General features: G+C 65.4%; 24 protein-coding genes. 8 read left to right on the top strand and 16 right to left on the bottom strand.

The window, feature by feature from the left end; genetic code table 11:
- Nucleotides 1–5: 5 nt before the first annotated feature.
- From thpD to ACFWU5_RS06450, 5 genes are all read right to left on the bottom strand, one after another.
- A complete protein-coding gene (gene thpD / locus ACFWU5_RS06470; protein ID WP_379266531.1) occupies nt 6–926 on the bottom strand; it encodes an ectoine hydroxylase in 921 nt (306 codons plus the stop codon).
- A complete protein-coding gene (locus ACFWU5_RS06465; protein WP_379242988.1) occupies nt 913–1,320 on the bottom strand; it encodes an ectoine synthase in 408 nt (135 codons plus the stop codon). Before ACFWU5_RS06465 ends, thpD begins: the two co-directional genes overlap by 14 nt.
- Nucleotides 1,317–2,585 (bottom strand): diaminobutyrate--2-oxoglutarate transaminase, encoded by a 1,269-nt coding sequence (gene ectB, locus ACFWU5_RS06460; protein ID WP_379243323.1) that lies wholly within the window; start codon nt 2,583–2,585, stop codon nt 1,317–1,319. Before ectB ends, ACFWU5_RS06465 begins: the two co-directional genes overlap by 4 nt.
- Entirely contained in the window at nt 2,585–3,136 is a 552-nt protein-coding gene (ectA, locus tag ACFWU5_RS06455) for a diaminobutyrate acetyltransferase (RefSeq protein WP_379242990.1), read from the bottom strand. The genes ectB and ectA overlap by 1 nt, the downstream gene beginning before the upstream one ends.
- 68 nt (nt 3,137–3,204) lie before the next feature.
- Nucleotides 3,205–3,918, bottom strand: coding sequence for a response regulator transcription factor (locus tag ACFWU5_RS06450; RefSeq protein ID WP_379242992.1), 714 nt, complete (start codon nt 3,916–3,918; stop codon nt 3,205–3,207).
- A gap of 202 nt (nt 3,919–4,120) precedes the next feature.
- Between ACFWU5_RS06450 and ACFWU5_RS06445 the strand changes: the two genes are divergently transcribed.
- The 6 genes from ACFWU5_RS06445 (at nt 4,121) to ACFWU5_RS06420 (ending at nt 7,973) form a co-directional block, all read left to right on the top strand.
- A complete protein-coding gene (locus ACFWU5_RS06445) occupies nt 4,121–5,065 on the top strand; it encodes a threonine/serine dehydratase (RefSeq protein ID WP_379242994.1) in 945 nt (314 codons plus the stop codon).
- A gap of 211 nt (nt 5,066–5,276) precedes the next feature.
- A complete protein-coding gene (locus ACFWU5_RS06440; protein ID WP_379242995.1) occupies nt 5,277–5,597 on the top strand; it encodes a hypothetical protein in 321 nt (106 codons plus the stop codon).
- Between the two features lie 4 nt (nt 5,598–5,601).
- Nucleotides 5,602–6,669: a WXG100 family type VII secretion target gene (locus ACFWU5_RS06435; RefSeq protein ID WP_379242997.1), complete on the top strand. Its 1,068-nt coding sequence runs from the start codon at nt 5,602–5,604 to the stop codon at nt 6,667–6,669.
- Nucleotides 6,670–6,894: 225 nt separating this feature from the next.
- On the top strand, nt 6,895–7,272 hold the full coding sequence (locus tag ACFWU5_RS06430; protein ID WP_379242999.1) for a hypothetical protein: 378 nt from the start codon (nt 6,895–6,897) through the stop codon (nt 7,270–7,272).
- Between the two features lie 71 nt (nt 7,273–7,343).
- Complete coding sequence (locus tag ACFWU5_RS06425) at nt 7,344–7,574, top strand: hypothetical protein (protein ID WP_379243001.1); 231 nt, start codon at nt 7,344–7,346, stop codon at nt 7,572–7,574.
- A 6-nt stretch (nt 7,575–7,580) separates the two neighbouring features.
- Complete coding sequence (locus ACFWU5_RS06420; protein WP_379243003.1) at nt 7,581–7,973, top strand: DUF6188 family protein; 393 nt, start codon at nt 7,581–7,583, stop codon at nt 7,971–7,973.
- Between the two features lie 22 nt (nt 7,974–7,995).
- On the opposite strand, the gene ACFWU5_RS06415 is transcribed toward ACFWU5_RS06420, so the two are convergent.
- The 9 genes from ACFWU5_RS06415 to ACFWU5_RS06375 form a co-directional block, all read right to left on the bottom strand.
- A complete protein-coding gene (locus ACFWU5_RS06415) occupies nt 7,996–8,850 on the bottom strand; it encodes an SDR family oxidoreductase (protein WP_379243005.1) in 855 nt (284 codons plus the stop codon).
- Between the two features lie 10 nt (nt 8,851–8,860).
- Nucleotides 8,861–9,547 (bottom strand): FHA domain-containing protein, encoded by a 687-nt coding sequence (locus tag ACFWU5_RS06410; RefSeq protein WP_379243007.1) that lies wholly within the window; start codon nt 9,545–9,547, stop codon nt 8,861–8,863.
- 1 nt (nt 9,548) lies between these two features.
- Nucleotides 9,549–10,835 (bottom strand): VWA domain-containing protein, encoded by a 1,287-nt coding sequence (locus tag ACFWU5_RS06405; RefSeq protein ID WP_379243009.1) that lies wholly within the window; start codon nt 10,833–10,835, stop codon nt 9,549–9,551.
- On the bottom strand, nt 10,832–11,836 hold the full coding sequence (locus ACFWU5_RS06400) for a PP2C family protein-serine/threonine phosphatase (RefSeq protein ID WP_379266344.1): 1,005 nt from the start codon (nt 11,834–11,836) through the stop codon (nt 10,832–10,834). The genes ACFWU5_RS06405 and ACFWU5_RS06400 overlap by 4 nt, the downstream gene beginning before the upstream one ends.
- Nucleotides 11,833–14,133: a tetratricopeptide repeat protein gene (locus ACFWU5_RS06395; protein ID WP_379243012.1), complete on the bottom strand. Its 2,301-nt coding sequence runs from the start codon at nt 14,131–14,133 to the stop codon at nt 11,833–11,835. Before ACFWU5_RS06395 ends, ACFWU5_RS06400 begins: the two co-directional genes overlap by 4 nt.
- A 182-nt stretch (nt 14,134–14,315) precedes the next feature.
- Nucleotides 14,316–15,485 (bottom strand): hypothetical protein, encoded by a 1,170-nt coding sequence (locus ACFWU5_RS06390; RefSeq protein WP_379243014.1) that lies wholly within the window; start codon nt 15,483–15,485, stop codon nt 14,316–14,318.
- Entirely contained in the window at nt 15,482–16,444 is a 963-nt protein-coding gene (locus ACFWU5_RS06385) for a transporter substrate-binding domain-containing protein (protein WP_379243016.1), read from the bottom strand. The genes ACFWU5_RS06390 and ACFWU5_RS06385 overlap by 4 nt, the downstream gene beginning before the upstream one ends.
- On the bottom strand, nt 16,441–17,712 hold the full coding sequence (locus ACFWU5_RS06380; protein ID WP_379243018.1) for a hypothetical protein: 1,272 nt from the start codon (nt 17,710–17,712) through the stop codon (nt 16,441–16,443). The genes ACFWU5_RS06385 and ACFWU5_RS06380 overlap by 4 nt, the downstream gene beginning before the upstream one ends.
- A gap of 147 nt (nt 17,713–17,859) precedes the next feature.
- The gene (locus tag ACFWU5_RS06375) at nt 17,860–19,359 is read right to left on the bottom strand and encodes a flavin-containing monooxygenase (protein ID WP_379243020.1); all 1,500 of its coding nucleotides are present in this window, start codon (nt 19,357–19,359) and stop codon (nt 17,860–17,862) included.
- Nucleotides 19,360–19,540: 181 nt separating this feature from the next.
- Here ACFWU5_RS06375 and ACFWU5_RS06370 point away from each other — a divergent pair, with 181 nt between their 5' ends.
- Entirely contained in the window at nt 19,541–20,695 is a 1,155-nt protein-coding gene (locus tag ACFWU5_RS06370) for an LLM class flavin-dependent oxidoreductase (protein ID WP_379243022.1), read from the top strand.
- 203 nt (nt 20,696–20,898) lie between these two features.
- On the top strand, nt 20,899–21,423 hold the full coding sequence (locus ACFWU5_RS06365) for a hypothetical protein (protein ID WP_379266343.1): 525 nt from the start codon (nt 20,899–20,901) through the stop codon (nt 21,421–21,423).
- Between the two features lie 108 nt (nt 21,424–21,531).
- On the opposite strand, the gene ACFWU5_RS06360 is transcribed toward ACFWU5_RS06365, so the two are convergent.
- Together ACFWU5_RS06360 and ACFWU5_RS06355 are read right to left on the bottom strand one after the other, a co-directional pair.
- Nucleotides 21,532–21,981 (bottom strand): hypothetical protein, encoded by a 450-nt coding sequence (locus ACFWU5_RS06360; RefSeq protein WP_379266342.1) that lies wholly within the window; start codon nt 21,979–21,981, stop codon nt 21,532–21,534.
- Nucleotides 21,978–23,204 (bottom strand): hypothetical protein, encoded by a 1,227-nt coding sequence (locus tag ACFWU5_RS06355; RefSeq protein ID WP_379266341.1) that lies wholly within the window; start codon nt 23,202–23,204, stop codon nt 21,978–21,980. Before ACFWU5_RS06355 ends, ACFWU5_RS06360 begins: the two co-directional genes overlap by 4 nt.
- Between the last annotated feature and the right edge of the window lie 96 nt (nt 23,205–23,300).

Genomic DNA, 23,300 nt, shown 5'->3' with positions numbered 1-23,300 from the left:
GCAGATCAGAGTGTCTGATCCGCTAGTGCCCCAACGCTTTCCGGTACGTCACGCACGGGCGTGAAATCGCGGGCAGCGATGTGTTGCGGGCGACGCTGGGGGGCCGCGAACGGTTCGACCAGGGCGTTTTCCACGCTGTTGAACACCAGGAAGATGTTCGAGCGGGGGAACGGGGTGATGTTGTTCGAGGATCCGTGCATCAAGTTGGAGTCGAACAGCAACGCCGAACCGGCTCGGCCGGTGAACTGGGTGATGCCGTAGCGGGCCGCGAGGAACGTGATGTCGTCGGGGGTGGGGATTCCGATTCGCTGCTCGCGCAACGACTCCCGGTAGTGCCCGGTGGGTGTTTCGCCCAGGCAGGGCACGAAGGTGCGGTGGGAGCCGGGCATCATCATCAGGCTGCCGTTGAACGGGTAGTTGTCGGTCAACGCGATCGACAAGCTCACCGCGCGCGGGGCGGGCATACCGTCTTCGGCGTGCCAGGTTTCGAAATCGGAGTGCCAGGCGAAACCGCTACCACCGAAACCGGGCATGTAGTTCACCCGAGTCTGGTGCAGGTACACCGGGGAGCCGAGGATCTGTTCGGCCAGGCCGACGATCCGCGATTCGGTCAGCAGTTCCGCGATCGGGTTGCTGAGCTGGTGCACCTGAAACACCGAACGGACCTGTCCCGCAACAGGTTCCACCACGACACGTTCGTCGCCGTAGAGCACGGGGTCGGCCGCGAGGTGTCCGATCTCGGCGCCGAACGCGGCCACTTCGTCGGGGGTGAGCAGGTCGGGGATCGTCGCGAAACCGTTCGCGTGGAACCCGGCCAGCTCCGGCGAGGTGACCTGCCCCCACACCGACGCGTCGGTGCGTTCGATGTGGGGGGCCGGTTCGGACAACCGCGTCGGGTAGCGGTCGCGCTGATCAGACACTGGCAGCGTCCTCCTCCTCGACGATCAACGGATACACCCCGTTCTCATCGTGTACTTCGCGGCCGGTGACCGGCGGATTGAACACACACAGCATCCGCAACTGGGTGCGGGCGGTGACCTGATGACGTTCGTGCCCGTCCAGCAGGTACATCGAGCCGGGCCCCAGCGGGTACTCCGTGTTGTTGTCGAGGTCGAGCAGACTGCCCTCACCCTCGACCAACCAGACCGCCTCGACGTGGTTCTGGTAGTGGAACTTGTGCACGGTCCCGGCTTCGATCGTTGTCTCGTGGAAGGAGAACCCGACCTTGTCGCCGCCGAGCACGATGCGCTTGCTGCGCCAACCCGGCCCTGCCACATCGCGTTCGGTGCCGGTGATCTCCGAGGTGGTGCGCACGATCATGCGGCACCACCACACACGGTGTCGATCGAGGAGACCAGCACCGACAGGCCCTGGTCGAGCTCGTCGCTGCCCAGCGTCAACGGCGGCAACAGTTTCACGACCTCGTCCATGGAACCCGAGGTTTCCACCAGCAGCCCCTGTTCGAACGCGGTGCGGCACACCTTGCCCGCCTGCGACGGATCGTCGAACACGATGCCGTGCACCATGCCGCGACCGCGGGTGGACACCCCGGAGTGGCGTGCGGCGACCGCGCTCAGCGTGCGGCCCACGTAGAGGCCGTTCTCGGCGGTGCGCTGAGCCAGCTTGTCATCGGCCCAGTACTCGCGCAGAGCGGCGGTGGCGGTGACGAAGGCGGGGTTGTTGCCGCGGAAGGTGCCGTTGTGCTCGCCCGGCGACCACACGTCGTGTTCGGGCTTGAGCAGCACCAACGCCATCGGCAGGCCGTAACCGCTGATCGACTTCGACAGGGTGACGATGTCGGGCGTGATGCCCGCGATCTCGAACGAGAAGAACGGACCGGTACGCCCGCAACCCATCTGCACGTCGTCGACGATGAGCAGGATGTCGCGCGCGGCGCACAGTCCGGCCAGGTGCCGCAGCCATTCGGCGCGGGCCAGGTTGACGCCACCTTCACCCTGCACGGTCTCCACGATCACCGCGGCGGGGCGATCGAAACCCGAGGAGCTGTCGTCGAGGACGCGCTGCATCCAGCCGAAGTCCTCGATGGTGTTGTCGAAGTAGCCGTCATACGGCATGGGGGTCGAATGCTCCAGCGGCACACCGGCACCCGCACGCTTGGCGGCGTTGCCGGTAACGGCCAGCGCGCCCAGGGTCATCCCGTGGAAAGCGTTGGTGAAGCTCAAGACCGTCTTGCGACCGGTCACCTTGCGCGCCAGTTTCAACGCGGCTTCAACGGCATTCGCGCCCGTCGGCCCGGGGAACTGCACCTTGTAGTCCAGCCCACGCGGCGACAGAATCGTGTCGCGGAAAGTCTCGAGCAATTCGCGTTTGGCCACGGTCGACATATCCAAACCGTGGGTGATGCCGTTGCTGCCGATGTATTCCAGCAGTGCCTTCTTCAGAATCGGGTTGTTGTGCCCGTAGTTCAATGCGCCTGCACCGGCGAAGAAGTCGAGGTATTCGCGGCCTTGTTCGTCGCGCAACCATGCGCCTTCGGCGGTGCTGAAGATGGCCGGCCAGTCACGGCAGTATCCGCGCACATTCGATTCCATGGCCTCGAAAATGCTGGTGTCGGTGGTCGTGATCATCGTCGTTCCTCCTGGCGCTGAGCGGGTGAGATGACATACAGCTGCTCGGCCTCGTGTGAATCGGGGAAATCGTTTTCGTCGAACAGGTCCTCGGTGCGCAAGTCCGCACCGCGTTCCCTTGCCACCGCGGCGAACAACGCCTGCGAGGCGGTGTTGTCGGGTGAGATCGTGGTTTCCAGCGTGGTGATGCCTGCTTCGGCGACCGAATCCAGCAGTGCGTGCAGGATTCCCGCCGCCAGGCCGCGGCCACGGAACTGCGCGTCCACGGCGATCTGCCAGACGAACAGCGTGTCCGGGGCTTCGGGGCGCATGTAGCCGATGACGAAACCGACCGGCTGGCCGTCGGCTTCGGCGACCAGCGAGGTCGCGGCGAAATCGCGACACCACAGCAGATAGGCGTAACTGGAATTGACGTCGAGTACCTGCGAATCGCGCGCGATCCGCCACAGCTGCGCTCCGTCTCCCAGCCGTGGATGACGCAATCTCGGTTCCGAACCAGGGGCCGCCGCGCTGGCGGCCGGCTCGATGGACATGGTGGACGTTGTCATATCTCTACTGTTTCCAAACGACTTTGCGGTCTATGTGTCGAACTCTTTGCGGTTGTATGACGAATCGTTTACTGCGTTTGCATATCGAGGCGATACCCCAAGCCGCGCACGGTAACCACGATGCGCGGGTCGGACGGGTCGCGTTCGATCTTGGTGCGCAGTCGGCGCACATGGACGTCGACGATGCGTTCGTCACCGAAAAAGCCCTGGTCCCAGACTCTTTCGAGCAGGACAGAGCGGCTGAGCACCCGGCCCGGCGTTTCCGCGAGCTCACACAGCAACCGGAATTCGGTGACCGTGAGATGAATCTCCTCGGTGCCGCGACGCACCGCTCCGGCATCGGCGGCCAAGATCAACGGGGCCTGCGGATCGGCGTCGAGCACGACCTCGGGCGTGCTGTCGCGGTCGGCGGTGATGCGGGCGCGACGGCGGAGCGCACGCATCCTGGCGGTGATCTCCTTGATTTCGAACGGTTTGCTCACGAAGTCGTCGGCCCCCGCCTCCAGGGCCGCGACCACATCGTGGGTGTCGTACCGGGTGCTGATCACGATGATCGGCACGTCATGGTCGCGACGGATCTCCCTGATGCAGTCGAAGCCATCTGCCTCGCCGCGCATCAGGTCGACGATCATCAGATCGGGTGGCCCGTCGTTTCGCAGCCGATCGAGGGCGTCCGCGGGCACGCCTGCCTCGGCGACGGCATACCCTTCGTCCTCCATCGCGCGGCGCAGATCGCCACGCATCTGGACGTCATCGTCCACGATCATGAGGTTCGCGCTCATTGTGCACATCCTTTGCTGACACGCCGGAGCGGCAGCCGGTACACCTGGGGAATTCGTGTCCCCAGACCGACACGCCATCCCGCCTTCGAGCTTGTTACCGATTTGTTATGTACCCAGTCTCTTCGCGGCGTAAACCCGTCGTAACAATCCGCCCGGTCAACAGGGGGTTCAGCGCGGCCGCCGCGATGGCATAGTCGAAGGCGTGACCCCGACTTTCGACGACATCGAAGCCGCCGCCGCCCGCATCGACGGACTGGTTCGCCCGATCACCGTCGCACCGGCTGGACCAGGGGCGGACCCGCTGTGGTTCGCACTGGAATTTCTGCAGTTCACCGGCTCTTTCAAGGCCCGCGGAGCCCAGAATTTCGTGCGCGCGCACGCCGCTGCGGGAACGTTGCCCGACGCGGGTGTGACGATCGCCTCAGGGGGCAATGCCGGGTTGGCGTGTGCGTGGGCGGCGCGTGAGGCCGGGGTGCCCGCGACAGTGTTTCTGCCCGAGACCGCTCCCCCGGTCAAAATCCGTCGACTTCGTGACTACGGTGCGCAGGTACGACTGATCGGTCCTGAGTACAAGCAGGCCCTGGCCGCGTGCCGAGAGTTCGCCGAGACCAGCGGGGCACTGGCCGCCCACGCTTACGACCATCCGCTCATCGCCGCGGGCGCCGGGACGTTGATGCGTGAGATCCATGCCCAAGTACCCGATCTGGACACGGTGCTCGTCGCCGTCGGCGGAGGTGGGTTGTTCACCGGAACAGCAATCGCCGCACAGCATTACGGAATCCGCACGATCGCGGTCGAACCGCAGGGCTGCCGATCCTTGAACGCCGCACTCGAAGCCGGCCACCCGGTAGACGTCACCGTCGACTCGATCGCCTCCGATTCCCTCGGCGCACCGAACGTGTCAACGATGGCTGTGGAAGCAGCCCAAAACCCCAGTGTGCGTTCGATTCTGGTACCCGACGACGCGATCCACGCAGCCCGCCGACAACTCTGGGACGAACACCGCATCGCCGTCGAAAACGGCGCAGCCACAGCCCTCGCCGCCCTACTCGACACCGGATCCGGCCCGGCCTACCAGCCCGAACCGGGCGAACGGGTGTGCGTGATCTTGTGCGGGGCCAACACCGACCCGAGTGATCTGGTCTAACGGACCAAGGCACGCAGCCTTGTGACCGGCTGATCAGCAGCGAAGCGGCCCTGCTCGGCCAATGCTTCCGAGCAGATCCAGGCCTAGGTCAACCGCCCGAACAACGTCAGATTCGATCCTCAGCAAAGCGAGCGCTACTGACGAGCACATGCGGTACCGCGCAGAGCCGACCTGTATGCTCGCTGAAAATTGGCTGATCAGGGGGGGAATAATGGCGTTCGAAGTCAATCCGGATAGCCTTCGAAGTGCGGCGGGCGCGGTAGCTATGGTTCCTGCTGAAGTCGACCGGGCACCCTATCTCGGCGCGGCGCCGAATGTGGGAAAGTTGCGCGGGTCCGTGATCGGGGGTGCGTTGAATCAGTCGGATCCGGCGAGCAAGCGCGCCAAGGACGTCGTGAAGGCGCGTTTCAACCAGTTCTCCAGTGTGCTGGCGATTTCGGCGGAGACCTTCCGCGATACCGATCTGGACGCTGCCGCACGGATCGCAGCAATAGGCGATATCAACTCCGGCGACCCGCACGCGGGGCGATGAACGGATGAGTACACCTGCCGAAGTGTTGAGTTGGGACGTCTCTGGACTGCAGTCGCTGTCCGACCGTGCCACCGGTATCGCCGACGCGCTCATCACCGTGTCGAACACCATGTACACCACGATCACCGAACTCGCGTGGCAGGGCGCTGCCATGCAGGCAGCGGAGACCAAGGCCGAACGGGAGCGGACTCAAATGCGCGCCATCGCGACGGCCTACGACGACCTCAGCGCCGCATGTGGAGGGGCGGCCCGCAGTATGGCGCACCCGCTCGCCGAGATCAGGACCATATTCCACCATTACGTCGTGCCACCCGTCGCCGTCGCCGACGATTGGTCTATCAGCGGCGTCAAGGATTGGAATTCTGAAGCAGGAGTGCAACTTTCGCGACTGGCGGGGTTGGTCTCCACTCTGAACACCGCTGATGCACAGTGGGGTGCGAAAGTCGCAGAAGCGAACGCCGAACTCGAGGTCATGGCTCCGCAGTCAGCGCTGAACGACGCAACGAAAGCAATTGAAGACACCAAGAAACAGGATTCACGCACGGATCCGGATCGCATCCGGACATCAGCGGCGGCGTTCCAACAGATGTTCGGTCGCGCCCCTACGAGCCCTACGGACTGGAAGACGGCTGAGGCGCTCAATCCGAGCAGTTACGATCCGAAATACCAGGGCGTGCCGCCGAGTATCAAGGTTGCCCGAATCGAGCCGGTTCCTGGCCAGGGAGTTGTCCGTGCCGCTGCATTCATTCCGGCGGCCGAGGTATTCAACGCGGATATGGGTGGACTCAACTACGACAAGGGCGACAACCGCGACGAAGATCCCAACTTCGATCCCGAACACGCGCGCGTCACCACGTACGTCGACTACGAAAATGGACTGATAATCACTCGACAAAACCCGTCGGTCGACAGCAATGGCGAAGTGCGAGTCGGCGTACCGGAAGTTCAGGCCCAGCAACTCCCCAACGGGGCGGTGATGATCCAATATGATGCGGGAAATCCATTTCGCACCACCTGGAGCAGGCCTGACCGGCCACACTGTAAACGGCGATTTGGTCATTTCCCCGAGTAGCGGAAACCCGGGGACGCCCAGGGTCGTTGCCGGTGGCGAGATAACCAACTACCCGTCTATCGAGATCTATCAGGACAACTCGACGGGCACCTCCCGTCCTGTACTGATAGACCCGGCCAATTCTGGTAGCCAGTGGGGGCCGGTCGGGAACCTGCCCTCATATCATGAGGTCGGCGGAGGTAAGGCCATGTTCGAGCCCTTCAAGGCTGATTTCGATGATCCGAATTGGGAGCGGAACACGCCGACACCGCTCGGCGATCCGAGCAACGTGCCAACGACCGTGGTGGTGCGGTAGTGGGCGACACCGACAACACGGGCCGCGGACTGGTCGCAGACTCCGCGTTCTGGCAGGCGGCGACCATTGCGGTGCCCGCGGCATCGGTGATGATCGTGACCCTGTTCGGATTTCTGGCTCGCTTGGCCGACGCCGCGTATCCGTCGCTCGACGTATCACAGCATCTGGTATACGGAATTCTCACTGCGGTCGTGGTCGTGGTTGCCGGTTGCCTCATCGTGCGTAGGACCGCACGGACGTTGGGCGCCGCGGTCGGCACAGCGGTTCCCGGCATACTCCTGACGCTGTCGTGGGTGGCGAGCATATGAGCGGGATTCCAGACAAGTACTTTCGCGCAGACTGGTTCGGCCCTGAGGGTTTTGCCGCAGCGGTCCTCGCGATGCTGTCAATCTCTCTGCCGTACGCCGAGTTGGTACCCAGAGACGCGACCTGGTTTATCGCTGGACCGCCCGTCACCGGGTTGCTGCTCATCGCACTCAGCGCCGCGGGTTTCCCTTTCAGCACCAGCCTTCGACGGCTAGGCGTGGGATCATTGGCCGCGTTCGCCGGATTCGTCTGCTCGATTCCCGGATTCTTGCTCGGGCTCGCCGTCGGTGGCATCTTCACGTAGGGGCGCATGGAACTGCAATTGGAAATTGTTGGCCAACCCATCTCAGAGGTCGAGTTGGGTTTTACGGCGACGATTCGAATCGGTTCGCCGATTGAGTTCGAACTGCAGATAGAGGGAGAGATCGCTTTCTCTACCGGCGACGGGAAGGTCATGAGCGCGCCGTCCAACAACTACGGTGGCATCAGCAAGGAGTTGCAGGCCACTGTCGGTTCGACGGTTACGCGGGCCGATGTCAGCGAAATCGATGGCTTGTCAATCGAATTGAGTTCTGGTGCTGTGCTCGAGGTTCCCGTCGACGAACGTTATGAAGCGTGGGGCATAGTCGGGCTGAGCGGATATCGCGTTATCTGCTTGCCCGGCGGGGAGCTTGCCCTCTGGTCCGCGCGCGACGGTGGTTGAACACCAATTCGAGTGGGCTGGTCTAGCGGACCAGTTCGTTCTTGACGGCGTAGTTGGTCATGGCGGAGTTGAGGCCGCGCATGGCGAGGGTGTAGCCGTAGGGGACGTAGCGTTGGCCCCAGTGGGCTAGGTGGATGTCTCGGGAGGTGTAGACCCAGAAGCGGTTGCGTTCTACGCCTTTGATGACCGAGGTGGCGGCTTGGTCGGGGGTGACTGCGTGGCGCATGAACAGGCCGATTGCCTTGTCGAGGGCGGCGTTGTCGCGGTCTACGCCGGCGATGTCGATGGTGTCGGCCATGGGGGTGGCCATGGCGCCGGGGACTACCAGGCTGACGCCGATCTTGTGGCGGCGTAGGTCGAAGCGCAGGACTTCGGAGATGCCGCGTAGGCCGAATTTGGTGGCGCTGTAGGGGGCGTGCCAGGGCAGGCCGAAGATGCCTGCGGCGGAGGAGACGTTGACCAGGTGGCCGCCGCGGCCTGCGGTGATCATCGGGGTGATGAATTCCTCGATGATGTGGATGGGGCCCATCAGGTTGATGTCGATGGTGCGGCGCCACTGCTGGTGGGTGAGTTTGTCCACGGTGCCCCAGGTGGCGATGCCTGCCACGTTCATGACGATGTCGACGTGGCTCACGGCGTCGAAGGTGTGCGCGGCCAGGCCGACGACCGCGGAGTGGTCGCTGACGTCGGCGGCGTGGGCCAGGTGCACGGTGGCGCCCGCGGCGCGCAGTTCCTCGGCGGTGGTGGCCAGTGCGTCCGCGGTGATGTCGGTCAGAACGAGCGACGCCCCTTTGGCGGCGGCCGCGAAAGCGGTGGCACGGCCCAGGCCGCTGGCGGCGCCGGTGATCAGGCAGGTCTTCCCGTCGAACTTCGTCATGGCCCCGACCCTACGTTTGGTGAACAGATGCGTCTACGGTGGCGATCGCGATGGTGGTCCAGCCGCCGACGTGGATTCGACTGCCTTCGCGCAAGGCGACCGCGTGTTGCGGGTCGATCGGGGTTTCGGCGCCGTCGAGGCTGGTTCCGTTCGTGGAACCGAGGTCGGTGATGGTGAGCGCACCGCCCTGATCGACCTGGATCATCGCATGTGCGCGCGACACTCCGATATCCGCGGGGGCGATGCCGAGGTCGATCTCGGGCGTGATTCCCTGCGAGACCGACCGTTTTCCGATCAGGAACCGGTTGCCCCGCAAGATGATTCGGCGTTCGGGGTAGAAATCGGGGAAGGCGACGCGTTCGACATCGGGGCCTTTGCGGGCTTGCACGCGCGTGTAGAACTCGCGGTCGGCGAAGACTCGGGCGACCCACACCGGCGCGCGTTCGCCGTCCTGGACCTCACCGGGCGCTTGCACTGGGGGATCGAGCCCAGGTTGTGAAGGGTCGGCTGGTCGTGGGGCGGGCGGCGGAAGCTCCCAGTCGTACCCACACCCTTCACAGAACCGTCCGCTGCTCGGCGTCGCACAGTTCGGGCACAGTCGCAGCTGCACCGGGTCGGGAATCGCGCCCAGCGCCGACCCGCACACATCGCAGTAGTCGGTGGACTGCGACTGGTGTCCGTCCGCGCACATCGCCATGTCAGTCGCCCTCTGGCCGCACTCGAACGGTTTTGGTCGAGTGGATGTCCAGTGCGAGGTCGTCGGCGGGGGCGACCTGGCCGCGCAGTTTCACCGTGCCGTCGGGCTCGACTTCCACGACGTTGCGCAGCAGTTTCGCGGTCTGCTCGTGGCCCGAAGCGGTGGCCAGTTCGACCGCGCGCCGCAGTTTGGCGGTGGCGGTGGTGACGTCGCCGTTGCGTCGGGCTTCCAGACCTTCCTGCACGGCCTGCGCCAGTTCGACCTGGCCGGTGTAGTGGGCCACGCGGGTGTTGATCCGGGTCGACAGAGTCGAATCGGTGGTCCAGATCGCGCGCACCAGACCCTGGCCGAGCACGTCGTCACCGGCGACCACGCTCAATCGCGCGGCCAGTTTCTCGCGTCCGGGCGCGGCGGGTTCCAGTTCGATCTGCAGGTGGTATTCGCGTTCCTCGGCCGCCCACGACGACAGCGGGTACTCCCCCAGCTGCGCGCCGACGTCGGTCCGTCGCCCGGTCAGGTCTTCCAACACCGGCGCGACCTGTTTGACCATGCGCACCCGCGCCCCGGCCGGCGTCCACACCTTCAGGGTCAGTTCCGGGATCACCCGCGCCGCCGACGAGCGCATCATCGCCGCGAAGTCCGCGGCCAGGTCTTTCGGATCGGCGACGATATCGGCGTCGCCGGACAGTTTCGACGCGATCGTGCGCAGCTCCTGTGCCACCCAGTCGTCGCCGACCCCGCGGCAGTCGCACACGAAAAGTCCTTCGGCGCGGTCGAGTTCGGTGGCCAGGGCCTGCGGGGTCTCGTGTTCGTTCTTGCCGTCGGTGAGCAGGATCGCGTGCGCCTGCGCGCCGGGGTGCGCGGCGGCCACGGTGCGGGCCAGCGCCAGCCACGAACCCATCGCGGTGCCGCCGTCGGGGCGCAGCTTATCCAGTGCGCGTTTGGCCGCGGCGCGGTGCGCGGAATCGGCGGGCGCGGAGGTGCTGCCGGTGGGGTAGACCAGGCGCGCGGATTCGGTGCCCTCGATGATGGCGAAGGCGGTGCCGTCGGGGATTTCGTCCAGGGCGGTGCGGGTGGCGGTGCGCGCGTTCTCGAATTTGCGTTTGTTGCCCATCGAGCCGGAGCAGTCGATGATCAGGATCTCCAGGCGCGGCGGCGGGGTCGCGGCGGCGGCCAGTTCGGGGCCGGTGGTCACGGTCAGCACCGCGTCGACCACCGACGCGCCTTCGGCGAGGAACTCGTTCTGGTCGACAGCGATCGAAATACCGGCGGTTTCAGCAGAACTCATGACTCTCCAGGGTGAGGCAGGGCTAGCACCGGAGCCAGCGCGACGGTGATGTTGTCGCTGCCTCCGCTGTTGAGAGCGAAATCGGCCAGGGCACGCGCGGCGGCCTGCGGGGAAGTTTCGACGGTGAAACCGGCCAGGGCGATCGCCTCGGGCAGGTAGTTCCACATGCCGTCGCTGCACAGCAGCAGGGTGCCGGCTTCGGTGGCGGTCATGCGCTGCAGGCAGCGTTCGGACCACGGTGCTTCGCCGCCGTCGGCACCGAGCCAGCGCATCAGGGTGTGGGCGCGCGGGTCGTTCATGGCCGCGGTTTCGTCGAGGGCGCCGGCGTCGACCAGGGCTTGGGCCCACGAGTCGTCGACGCTGAGTCGGCGTGAGGCGGTGGGATCGGCGGCGGCGAGCCAAAAGGCCCGGCTGTCACCGACATTGGCGACGGTGATGTCGGTGCCCACCGGGGTGGTCCGCACGATCGCGGACACGTAGGTGCACGACGGGGCGTATTCGGGGGTGCGTGACATGCCGCGCACCGCGGCGGTGGCGGCGGCCAGGCCTGCCATCACCGCGTCGGAGTCGCAGCGGCCCTCGGCCAACGCGGCCAGGGCGGCGTCGACACCGGCGCGGGCGGCGTTGCCGGAGGCGGCCTGGGGGTCCTGGGAGGTGGACACGCCGTCGCTGACCACGATCACCCGGATGCCGTCGCCTTCGCGCACGGCCGCGGCGACCGCGTCTTCGTTGCGGGAGTGGCTGATTCCGCGATCGGTGAGCACATACACCGAGCCCAGGTCTTCCTCGAACCGGTCCGGGACGGGCTTGGGGCTACCGCATTTGACGCAGACGCCACCCTCGTATCGACGTTCCCCGCAGGTGGAACACTGCGGCACCGCGACCGGATCATGCACGGGCAGTGCGACTTTGCGCACCCCGAGCTCGCGACCGCAGCCTTCGCAGAAGCGGAAGCCCGCCTGCGCAGATCCCGCGCAGTCCGCGCAACCCGGCGCGCTCACAGCGTGGTCCTGGGGCGCACCGAGTTCGCCTGGTCCACCAGGTCGAACCGGGTCCACATGTCCTGCGCTTCGCGCGCCAGTGTCCGCAAGCATTGTTCCATCCCCGTCCGCACGCCCTGCTCGGTGAATTCCACGTCCAACAGCTTGCCTGGTGTGGTCGGTGCGTGTCCCGACCGGATCCAGTTCAAGGCCGCCTCCAACACATACATGCGCACCTGCGCGGTGCGTTTGCGCGAGTCCAGGCGTAGTTGCTGGACCCGTTCGCCGGTGGTGCGCAGCAGTTGTTCGTCGAGGTCGGCCGGGTCTCGGTGCGTCAGTAGGGTTTCCACGGCAGAGACGCGCGCCTGGGTGAACATCGAGGAGGTGCGGTCGACCTGGTCCAGTACTGCGACCGCGCCGGTGCGGTCACCGGTGGTGTGGCGCAGGCGGGCGGCACCGAAGGCGGCGGACAGGTAGGTGTGGTCGGTGCGCCAGACCAGTTCGTACAGGGCCAGGGCCGCGGCGTCAGGGTTGTCGGTGCGCGCGGTTTCGAGTTCGAGAGCGGCGGCCATGGCGAGTTTGGGGGCTGGTTCGCCGGGCAGTGCCGCGTAGACGGATTCGAAATCCAGTGCCGCGGTAGCGAAGTCGCCGGTCAACAGGGCGGCTTGGGCGCGGTACCAGACAGGGCGCCAGTCGAATTCGAGGTCGGCGTCCAGGGCGGCCAGGCGGGTCAGCGCGGCTGCCGCGTCGCCTGCTTCGAGTTCGGCGCGGACCAGGCGCAGCGGGATCTCGATCGACTCCCCCGCCGCGGTGACCACCGCGCGTAGTCCTGCGGTCAGGGCCTGTTCGAGTTCGGCGGGGGTGGCGGCGTCGGTGGTGGCCAGCAGGGCCGCGCCGCTGTCGCCGGGGTCGACCAGGGGGGCGGGCAGTCCCGCAATGATCGCGGCGGGTTCGGGTGTGGCACTGTCGATTCCGAATACCGCGCGGGCGGGGCCGAACTGGGTCGACATGCCGGGGCGTGGCCGGCCGTCGCCGGTGGCGAGCACCTCGCGCAGCACACCGGTGAGCTGGTCGGCCATCTCGCTCATCGAGGCGAAGCGGGCCAGTGGGTCGGGGTCGGTGGCCCGTTGTAGGAATCGGTGCAGCGAATCGTGTTCGGCCAGTAGCGGTTCGGTGTCGGGGCCGGGGAGCGGGCCGAGGCGGCCGTTCACCGAGGGCACGCGCATCATCAGCACGGCCAGTGTGCGGCCCGCGGTGTAGATCTCGGTGGCCACGGTGGGCCCGGTTTCGGCGATCTCGGGGGCCTGGTAGCCCAGGGTGCCGTAGATGGGGCTGGTGCGGTCGTCCATCGCGATGACGGCGCCCAGGTCGATGAGCTCGAGGCGTTCCTCGGTCTGCATCACGTTGTCGGGCTTGAAATCGCAGTACGCCCAGCCGCGCGCGTGCAGATAACCAAGGGCGGGAAGCATTTCCAGCACATACGCGATTGCCTGCGCGGGCGGTAGGTAGCGCTGGTGTTCGGTGCGGTAGGCGCGCAGGATCTGCTTCAGTGAGGTGCCACCGACGTAGGCCATGACGATGTAGCCGGCCGCTTCACCGTCGGCGTCGATGTGTTCGGTGAAGTTGTGGATCTTGACGATGTTGGGGTGGTCGACCTCGGCCAGGAAGCGGCGTTCGGCTTGGGCGGCGGCCAGTGCGTCGGCGTCGCCGGTGTCGATGAGGCCTTTGAGGACCACCCAGCGTTTGTTGACAGCGCTGTCGGTCGCCAGGTAGATCCAGCCCAGGCCGCCGTGGGCTAGCGCGCCCGCGACTTGGTACTGGCCGCCGACGAGATCGCCTGCCCTTAGGCGGGGTACGAAAGAGTAGCGGGTGCCGCAGTGCGGGCAGAACCCGGAGGTGCGGCCGGGGGCACCGGCTTGTCCGCGGCCTACCGGCTTCTCGCATTTGCCACAGAACCGGTCGGATTCGGGGACCTGGGGGTCGTCCAGCACCGCCGTGGCGGGGTCGACGCGTGGGACCGGCGGGACCTCGACCAGGCCTGCGCCGAGTCTGCCGCGGGCCGCGGAACGTGCTGAGCCCGAACGACTTCGGACCGAACGACCCGATGCGCGGCCGCTGGCGCTGACTGTGGACGCGGACGGGCTGTGCTGCGGACCGGTCGCGCTGACCGTGGAGGCGGAAGAACTGTGCAGCGGACCGGTCAGCGTGGCCGGGGCGATGCCGCAAGTGTCGCAGTAGCCGTCGAGAATGGTTCCGGCACAGTCGGGTTCGCCGCAGGCGCCCGGATCCGACGGTTGACTACCGTTGTCTCCCGACACAGGCAGAGAGTTGACCGGCGTCACCGCGCGGTTCCCACTACGTGGTTGCGCGGTCGTGCGCCCCGACCGTGCGCCGACCGACCTGACCTGTGCCGCCGGCGTTGCGGTCGCGACGGGCGCGGTACCGCACACAGCGCAGTAACCGTCCTCGATCGTGCCGCCGCACCCCGCTTCACTACATGTCATGCTGTCCGCCCCGCTTTCTCCCCGATAATCGAACGATAGTCCGCGACGGCTCTGGTGACCGCGGCAAGATCACACGGCAGCCGGGCGAGCAGGCCGGTGGCGATCCGGTCGGCGGCGAGCACGTCACGGTCCTCGCTCACGCCGAGCCGGGACGCCTTGGCGCGGTAGGAGGTGAGTCGGCCGCGCAGTTCGGCGCGGCGATCGAGCAGGCCGCGCGCCAATTCCCTGCGCTGCGTTGCCTTTTCGACGGCTTGCTCAGTGCGCACGCGCAGTGCCAGGAGGTGTTCCACGGTCGGGCGGTCCGGTGTGTGGTCGAGGTTGTCGAGTTCGTCGCGCAGCCTGTCGGCCGGTTCGCCGCCGTCGGGGAGCTGCCCGGTGGTGACTTTGCGCTGGGCCTGGGTGGCGGCGTCGTCGGCGTGGTGTTGCAGTTCTTGAAGCACGGCGAGGTCGGTCCGCAGCTGCGCCACGGCGGCGGGCAGGTCGGCCGCGACGGCGAGATGTGCGCTGTGGCGGGCGGATTCGGTGTCGATCAGCGCCGTCAGGGCGGCCAGTGACGTGGCGATCTCGCCCGGTCCGAAGCCCAGTGGGTCGGTGCCCGCGCGTCGCAGCAGCGTCGTCAAAGGATCCGATGCCGCGTCCAAGGCACCGGGGGCCTGTTCGACGCGCTGTTGCAGCGGAGCGAGCGCGCCCAGCACCTGCCGGTCAACAGCCTCGACCTCGTCGGCGAACGCGGCGACGAAGGCGAACGCCGCACGCATCCGGTCCAGGCAATCGGCGATGCCCACCGTCACGATGGTCTCGCCAGGGCCGGTAAGTCCACGCTGCGCCAACGGAATCGGGATCCGCGACACTTCGTGCGGTCGACCGCGCAGCAACTCCGTGAGCTGCCCACGGACGCGATCGTCGACTTTGCGCCCGGCGCGCACCGCCTCGGCTTCGCCGACAATGGCGCGCACCCGCCCCAGGTCCTCCCAGAGTTCGCCCAGCGCCTTCTCCACCGGCGCCCAGCGCCGCGCGGTCTCCCCTGTCGGCGGGTAGCGGCGGACCAGCGCCAGGCCGGGGTGACGGTCGAGTTCGAGAAGGGTCGTGGTCACCTTCGCCAATTCCGCTGTGCGCGCGGCTAATTCGCGGTCGATCTCGGGAAGGCCGAGCAGTGGCCAGGTCATCGGACGTAACGGGCCGCGGGCGGGCCGGGTGACGGGCCGAGCGGGGCCAGGTGTTGGGCATACAGTCGCTGCCAGGTGCCGTCGGTGCGGGTGCGGTCCAGCACGCCGTTGACGAAACGCACCAGATCCTCGCGGCCTTTGGGCACGCCCACCCCGTAGGCCTCCGAGCCCAGCGGCGGGCCGACCACCTCGAGGTTGCGGTCTTGCGCGACCAAGCCCGCCACGATCGACTCGTCGCTGCTGATCGCGTCTACGGTTCCCTGCTGTAGCGCGACCAGGCAATCGGTCCAGGTGTTCACGCCGAGCACCGACGGCGGCGGCACCAAGGCGAGTAGCCGCGCGGCCGACGTCGCACCGTGCGCCACGCACACGCGCTTGCCCGCCAGGTCCTCGGCCGCGCGCATTCCGCTGTTGCGCGGCACCGCGATTCGTTGTCCGGTGCGGAAGTACGTGCTGGAGAAGTCGATGTCGTTGCGCCGCCCGCAGGTGATGGAGAACGCGTGCACGACGATGTCGACCTTCTTGTCCTTCAGCCACGAAATCCGGTCGGCGGCGGTGATCGGGACCAGCTCGATACGGTCGGGGTCGCCGAACAGGTCGCGGGCGATCTCGCGCGCGAGGTCGATGTCGAAACCTTCGAGGCGACCGGTGGTCGGATTGCGGAAACCGAACATGTAGTTGTGTTGATCGACGCCGATGCGCACCCGCCCGTTGGCCACGATCGCGGCCATCGAGGAGCCCGGGGGCATGGCGCCGGGCCGGGGCTGAACACCGGGTGCCACGGTCGCTTCGGCGTCACAATCGGTGGGGCCCTGCACAACTGGGACTTGGGTGACCGGCGCCGATCCGGGCAGTGGCGGGGAAATGGCGGTGGCCGGGATCGTCGACGGTTCGGGCGCGTCCGCGCATCCCGCGACGAGTACCAGCGGCATGAGTGCGATCAACAGTAGACGTCTCACAAGAACTCCTGCACTCGTGGCCAGAGCCCGCTGATGATCGCCGCGACCGCAGCGAACAGCAGGGCAAGCGTGCCGTACGGGCTCAGCAGCAGCGAGTTCCCGGCGGCGGCGACGCCGTCCCGCAGGTCGTCGCGCGCTTGGGCGAGGGCGTCGCGCAGTTCCTGATCGAGGCGGGCGAAGCTGGTGGCGCTGCTCTCGGGGTCGGTTCCGATCGACTGGGCGACCGCGCCGGGATAGTCGGCCTTGTCGTAGGCGGTGCGTTGGGCGTTGTGGCCGGCGTTCCAATTGGTCAGTGCGCGTTCGGCTTCGGAGTCGCCCACGCCTGCCGCCACGAGACGTTCGCGCAACAGGCCGAGGTGGGTTTGGTAGGCCTGTTCCTTGGTGGTGATGTCGCCACGGGTGATCAGAGCCAGGGTTTCGTCGGTGCGGGCCTGCTGGGCCAGGATGCGCGCGCCTGCCAGGTTTTCCACTCGGGCCCCGGCACCGGAACTGCCGGTGTCGAGCAGTTGCGCGGCGGTCAGGGTGCCGCCGACGGTCCACAGCAGGGCCAACAGGGCGGCGGCTCCCGCGAACGCCATTCCGGTGTTCACCAGGCGGTTCGTCCGCCGTAGCAGTACCACCGATCCCACCGAACACGCGATCAGGACCAGCAGGATGAGCACGATGCTCGTCCACGGCAGTGCGCCGACGCGCTGCTGTTCTTCGCGCACGGCAGTGAAGCGGGCTTTGCTCAATTGTTCTGCGTTGGGCAGCAATTGGGTCTGCATCAGGTTCGAGGCTTGACTCAGATACGCCGACCCGACCGGGAAACCTTGACGGTTGTTCGCGCGCGCGGTCTCGACCAGGCCGGTGTAAGTCGGCAGGTCCGCGGCGATACGGGCCACGATCGTCCGCGTTTGCGCGTCGGTGGCACCCACGGTCGCTTCGGCGAGTGCGGCAGCGGCTTCGGCGAGTGCCTGCTCGTAAGTGTCTCGTACCTGCGGTGATTCGATGCCGCCGGACAGGAACGCGGTCGCCGCGCCCGCATCCGCCGCCGACAACGACACATACAGGCTCTGCGCGGCGAAGGCCAGCGGCTCGGTCCGTTCCAGCACGTGGTCGGTGCGCGCGATCTTCGCGTCGAGTTGTTGTCCCACAGTCGATCCGGCGACGACGCAGGCCACCGTGGTCACCACGAGCACTACCCCGATCGCGCCTGGTGTTGTCGCGGCGAATCTCCGCAACCACGTCCCCGCGTCACGGAACGTCGCCGGTACGCGATATCCCACACCGTCCTCCTTCATCTCCCCGGGCGGTGTCTTCGATCGCGATGGTACGGCAGATGCTGAAAGTTCGCCTGGGGTAAGGAAATCGGCTGATCACAGGCAGCGAAAAGGCCCGCCACACCGGGGGTGTGACGGGCCTGATTCGAACGACTATGCGCTGACGGACTTCTCGCCGGGCTTGACGGCGGTGCCCGTCTTGCTGAACCGCAGCACACCATCTTCGATGGGTGCCTTGTGCATCAGCGTGCGGTCGCGGTAGTAGTTGTTGACCATCTTCCACGCGCCGCGCGTGCCCTGACGCGGCATTTCGCTGTTGCCACGCTGCACATAACCCGACGACAGGGCGCCGCCCATCAGCGAATCCTCGGCGATGTCCTCGGGGTTGGCGTGCACCTCGAAGGTGGTGTAGCCGCGGTCGCGCATGATGTTGAGCACCCGGCACAGGTACGCGGCGGCGAGGTCGGCCTTCAGCGTCCAGGACGCGTTGGTGTAGCCGATGATCATCAGGAAGTTCGGGATGTCGGAGTACAGCACGCTCTTGTAGGCGACCGTCTCGTTGAACTTCATCTGCTTGCCGTCGACGCTGACCGCGACCCCGCCCACCATCTGCACGTTCAGGCCGGTGGCGGTGACGATGATGTCGGCCTCGAGTTCCTGACCCGACTCGGTCAGAATGCCCTTCTCGGTGAACTTCGCGATCTTGTCGGTGACGATGTCGGCCTTGCCGCTCTTGAGCACCTTGAACAGATCACCGTTGGGCACCACGCACAGGCGCTGATCCCACGGGTTGTAGCTGGGGGTGAAGTGGCGCAGGTCCACCTTCTTGCCCAGCTGCAACCGGATCTGGGCCAGGAACAGCTTCTTGGCCAGCTCGGGGTTGGAGCGCGAGAGCTGGTAGCTGGCGCGCTGCAGGGCGATATTGCGGGCGCGGCCGATCTTGTACGCGATCTGGTCGGGCACGCGCGACTTCTTGAAACCGATCGCGACCGGGTCGTCGGACGGCAGCGCCTGGATCCAGGTGGGCGAACGCTGCAGCATGGTGACGTGCGCGGCGGTGTCGGCCATCGACGGGATCAGCGTGATCGCGGTGGCACCGGAACCGATGACCACGACCTTCTTGCCGGTGTAGTCCAGGTCCTCCGGCCAGTGCTGCGGGTGCACGATCTGGCCCTTGAAGTCGTCCTGACCGGGGAATTCGGGCTGGTAGCCCTTGTCGTAGTTGTAGTAGCCGCTGGCGCCGACCAGGAAGTTGGCGGTCCAGACCTCGGTCTCACCGGTGGCCTCGGACACGGCAGTGACGGTCCACAGGGCGTTCGCGCGATCGAAGTCCGCGGACACGACCTTGCGGCCGAAGGTGATGTGGTCGGTGACGCCGTATTCCTTGGCGGTGTCCTCGACGTACTGGCGGATGCTGGCGCCGTCGGCCAGGACCTTGGTGCCGATCCACGGACGGAAGCCGAAGCCGAAGGTGAGCATGTCCGAGTCGGAGCGGATGCCGGGGTACTTGAACAGGTCCCAGGTGCCACCGATGTTCTCGCGGCGCTCCAGGATCGCGTAAGTGCGTCCGGTCTGCTCGCGGAGAAGGTGACAGGCCGTGCCGATTCCGGACAGGCCAGCGCCGATGATCAGTACGTCGACATGCCGCGTCATTGAGGAAACTCGTTTCGTAGGGTCCGTCGACCCGAGCACCGTCGCCCGAGCCTGTCTTCGAGGTTACGTGTTTCGCATGGTTACGTCTAGTTCGGTCCGGCTGAGTCATGGCGTGTCGGGGGTTGCGCGCACGGTGAGCGGAATCCGTGACGTTCACGGTTGGGCAGGTCAGCATCGTGGCATGACTTCGCACGGACTGTCGTTCCACTGGTTCCTTCCCACCTACGGCGACTCACGCGGGCTGATGGCGGGCGGGCACGGGAGCTTCATGTCCGGTGATCGTCCGGCCACGCTGCGCTACCTCAACCAACTCACCGCCGCCGCCGAGGACAACGGTTTCGACGGGGTGCTCACGCCCACCGGTGCGTGGTGCGAGGACGCGTGGTTGACCACGGCGATGCTCGTGCAGACCAGCGAGACGTTGAAGTTCCTGGTCGCGCTGCGGCCCGGCCTGACCAGCCCCACGCTGGCCGCGCAGATGGCCGCCACGTTCCAGCGTCATTCGGGCGGCCGCCTGCTGCTCAATGTGGTCACCGGTGGTGAGCAGCGCGAACAGGAGGCTTATGGCGACTTCCTCGACAAGACGCAGCGCTATGCGCGTACGGGTGAGTTCCTGCACATCGTTCGCAGCCTCTGGGAATCCACCGAACCGTTCAGCTTCACCGGCGAACACCTGCGCGTGAAAGACGCCATCCTCAGCGCCCGCCCCGACCCGATCCCGCCGGTCTTCTTCGGCGGTTCGTCAGCCCCCGCGGGCCCGATCGCCGCCCGCTATTCCGACACCTACCTCACCTGGGGCGAACCCGTCGACGCCGTCGCCAAAAAGCTCGACTGGATCCGAAGCCTGGCCGCGATCGAGGGCCGCACCGTCGACTTCGGCCTGCGCATCCACGTGATCACCCGCGACACCGCCGCTGAAGCCTGGGCCGAAGCCGACCGCCTCCTCGCCGGCATCGCCCCCGGCGAAATCGAACGCGTCCAAGCCAACCTGGCCCGCAGCGACTCCGAAGGCCAACGCCGCATGGCCCAACTCCACAACGGCCGCACCGACGGACTCGAAATCGCCCCCAACCTGTGGGCAGGTGTCGGTCTGGTCCGTGGTGGCGCGGGCACGGCACTGGTCGGTTCACACGCCGAGGTCGCCGACCGCCTGCTCGAATACGCGGCCATCGGGATCGACCACTTCGTCCTGTCCGGGTATCCGCATCTCGAGGAGGCGTATTGGTTCGGGGAGGGTGTGCTGCCGATTCTGGAACGCAAGGGGGTGTGGACACATCCTTCGCGGCCCGCTTCGACGCCTACGGTTGCGCCGTTCACGGTGGCAGCCAGCAGCTGAATTCTCAGGCTGCGACGCACGATTCGGCGGCGAGTGAGGGAGCACGGTCCGATGGTGAACTCGCCGCCGAATGTCGCTAACCGTCGGCAGCCAGCGGACCCGTGCCAACTCGCAGTTCTGGTCAACGAGGCATCCGTCGTAGTCTCTGACGAGATTGTGGGGCATGTCCGAATGCTCATTGGCCATAGGGAGAGGGCATACGGTTGGCTGACAGACGTAGTTCGATCGGCGTCGCACAACTCATCTGGGTCGTTGTAGCGGGGCTGTCGGCGGTGCTGTTCGTCGTAGCGGTGGTCAACCTCAGCATCTGGCTTGCGACGCGGACGGATCACGACGTCGCCGTGACGTTGGCGCTGCCGACGGGCGTGCTACTGGGGCTAGTCCTGTGGATCCAGATACTAGGCGTGGTCTGGCGGTGGCGACGGTCATCCCTACAGCGGTCCGCTGTGAGAATCGCAGCGTCGATAGTTGATTCGAGTTACCGGCGGCTGAACAGGACCAACGGATTCGGCCAACACCGCGTCCAGATCGAGGCTCAGTACACACACCCAGAAACCGGCACTGAACATCGACTTCGACAGGAGTACATGTTCTCCGCCTTCGAGCGCCACCGTGCAAGAGAGTTCCACGAGCGGTTTCCTCGGGGCTCCCACCTGCCAATGCTTATGGTCGGGCGCCATGCCAGGTTTGATCTACGGGAGCGCCCAACCTGGACCGACATCTGGTGAGAAGCGGCACTGTGAACTAGACATCCGAACTATCGAGATGGCCACTGACACCGAATAATTCCGCGTCAGTGGCCGGACATCACGTCCCTTGGGTGAACGGGTTCACAGCTATTCAAGCCAGCTGTCAGGAGCTTGGTCCTCCTCGTCATAGTCGTCGTACACGTACTGAGAGCTCTGTGGTCGCGCGGGCGGCGTATCGACCTGCATCGGCGATGGTGCCGGGAAAAGCCGCCAGTCAAACAGTGGGGAGGTCTTCAGCTCGTACACCTCCGGCGGCAAAGGCTGCGCAAGTTCGATCTCTGACCACTGGCATTCTCCGCGCTGTACCCGGGCCGCGTACGCCTGCAGTTCGGACGACGCATCCGACATCATCGATAGGCTGAGCATGTAGCTGTCGTTCACCTCGGTCGGTTGGTCGAGGATCGCCTGGATATCGAGATTCTGGGCCCTGATCACGGCTGTATCCAGGTCGGCAATCGCTGCCATGACCCCCCGAACTGCTTCTTCAACCGCCGGATCGAGGTTCGGTTCCCGATCGGATGACCATTCCGGTTTCATGCATCCGCCCATGGATCTTTGCCGGAACCGGCCTCAAAGTCGGACTTTGGTCGATCCAAAGTGCTGTTCAGATCTGCAATCTTGGCGGTATCGGTTGCCACAGCCGCCGCCTTCAAATGCGGCTGAATCTTCTGTTCCAGCACCTCGGTAATCTTGGCTTTACCTGCTGCGGCCGGATCTTTGATTACATCCAACAAATGGATGACTTGATCCCTGAGGTTAACAATCTCTAGAACCATGTTCACTGTGCCCTTAATAATTTCATAAAGACGGGTCCCGATTTCGCGAATCTCATTCGCCGTACCAACAACTGGAATTTTATTGGCGACAAATTTGATGAGCCCTTCTACGCTGGTGATCTTGATGCGGGACTCAAGAAGTTCCCAAATCTTTTGAAGGACCCATTTCACGGCCTCGCGAATCTTATCTGCAACAACACCGAGAATTTCGCAGATAATTCTACCGACAGGACCTTCCCATTTCATTGCTGCAGCCTGGGCGACTGCCCAATCACCAAACGAAAGCCTGGCCTTGCCGTCCCAATGCGGATCCACCCTGGAGAGGCCGGCATCGAGATTTTTCCCCGATGCCTCCATGGCGTTTCCTGCGATCTTATACGCCTCGCCAATGCGCCTCACTTCATTCCAGTTTCCTGGAATAGGTTCCAGCGCCTTTCCCATGACATCAATCTCATTGCCCGCCATTCGAGTAATGCTCTTGATCGAGTCATTAACGTTTCCAAGAACAGGAAACACTTCGCCTATCAGTGTGGCAGTATCTTCCTTGTTTGCGGCCGGCTCTCCAAGATCGACCTTTTCTGGCTTTGCGTACGAAACAGAACCTTCGTACTCCAGCGTATAACCCGCAGATTCGGTCTCAATCGAAACAGGCACCGACTCCCTGGTATCCAGGCTAATCTTGTGCCTATTGAGAGCCTCGTAGGTCTGCTGGTCCTGATTATGGTACATCCATGCGGCGGACTTCAACTCGCTCGCCGTTTCGCCGGTGATGATGCCAATATCGCCCATCCGTTGGGACGTCGCTGCTGCGGCACCCGCGATGTGTGACAATAGTTCATCGATAATTGGTCCAGATAGCCAATCGGCGGCTGGACCATTCTTGGCGATGAAGTTGGACGCAGCCGTACAGTCTTCGCCGATCTCCTTGACAAGAACACCTAGTCCGCCGATTTCACCTGGAACGGCCTTGAACGTTTCGCCCATTGAGGCTTATTCAGCTGCGGCATAAGCACTTTCGCTGAGGAGCTCGTCGCCTCGATTCGCGAGCGACGGTCCTTGTCTGCCAAAATCGTTTTACCA

Origin of the sequence: Nocardia sp. NPDC058640 (assembly GCF_042716995.1) — a bacterium.
In the GTDB taxonomy this organism is placed as follows: domain Bacteria; phylum Actinomycetota; class Actinomycetes; order Mycobacteriales; family Mycobacteriaceae; genus Nocardia.
Note: the sequence above shows the minus strand (reverse complement) of the source record. Positions and strands in the feature narration are given on the sequence as shown.

Coding starts and splice junctions, on each gene's coding strand:
- ACFWU5_RS06465 (WP_379242988.1), bottom strand. CDS start 1,320: ATGATCGTGCGCACCACCTCGGAGATCACCGGCACCGAACGCGATGTG.
- ectA (WP_379242990.1), bottom strand. CDS start 3,136: ATGACAACGTCCACCATGTCCATCGAGCCGGCCGCCAGCGCGGCGGCC.
- ACFWU5_RS06450 (WP_379242992.1), bottom strand. CDS start 3,918: ATGAGCGCGAACCTCATGATCGTGGACGATGACGTCCAGATGCGTGGC.
- ACFWU5_RS06440 (WP_379242995.1), top strand. CDS start 5,277: ATGGCGTTCGAAGTCAATCCGGATAGCCTTCGAAGTGCGGCGGGCGCG.
- ACFWU5_RS06435 (WP_379242997.1), top strand. CDS start 5,602: ATGAGTACACCTGCCGAAGTGTTGAGTTGGGACGTCTCTGGACTGCAG.
- ACFWU5_RS06425 (WP_379243001.1), top strand. CDS start 7,344: ATGCTGTCAATCTCTCTGCCGTACGCCGAGTTGGTACCCAGAGACGCG.
- ACFWU5_RS06420 (WP_379243003.1), top strand. CDS start 7,581: ATGGAACTGCAATTGGAAATTGTTGGCCAACCCATCTCAGAGGTCGAG.
- ACFWU5_RS06415 (WP_379243005.1), bottom strand. CDS start 8,850: ATGACGAAGTTCGACGGGAAGACCTGCCTGATCACCGGCGCCGCCAGC.
- ACFWU5_RS06410 (WP_379243007.1), bottom strand. CDS start 9,547: ATGGCGATGTGCGCGGACGGACACCAGTCGCAGTCCACCGACTACTGC.
- ACFWU5_RS06405 (WP_379243009.1), bottom strand. CDS start 10,835: ATGAGTTCTGCTGAAACCGCCGGTATTTCGATCGCTGTCGACCAGAAC.
- ACFWU5_RS06390 (WP_379243014.1), bottom strand. CDS start 15,485: ATGACCTGGCCACTGCTCGGCCTTCCCGAGATCGACCGCGAATTAGCC.
- ACFWU5_RS06375 (WP_379243020.1), bottom strand. CDS start 19,359: ATGACGCGGCATGTCGACGTACTGATCATCGGCGCTGGCCTGTCCGGA.
- ACFWU5_RS06370 (WP_379243022.1), top strand. CDS start 19,541: ATGACTTCGCACGGACTGTCGTTCCACTGGTTCCTTCCCACCTACGGC.
- ACFWU5_RS06360 (WP_379266342.1), bottom strand. CDS start 21,981: ATGAAACCGGAATGGTCATCCGATCGGGAACCGAACCTCGATCCGGCG.
- ACFWU5_RS06355 (WP_379266341.1), bottom strand. CDS start 23,204: ATGGGCGAAACGTTCAAGGCCGTTCCAGGTGAAATCGGCGGACTAGGT.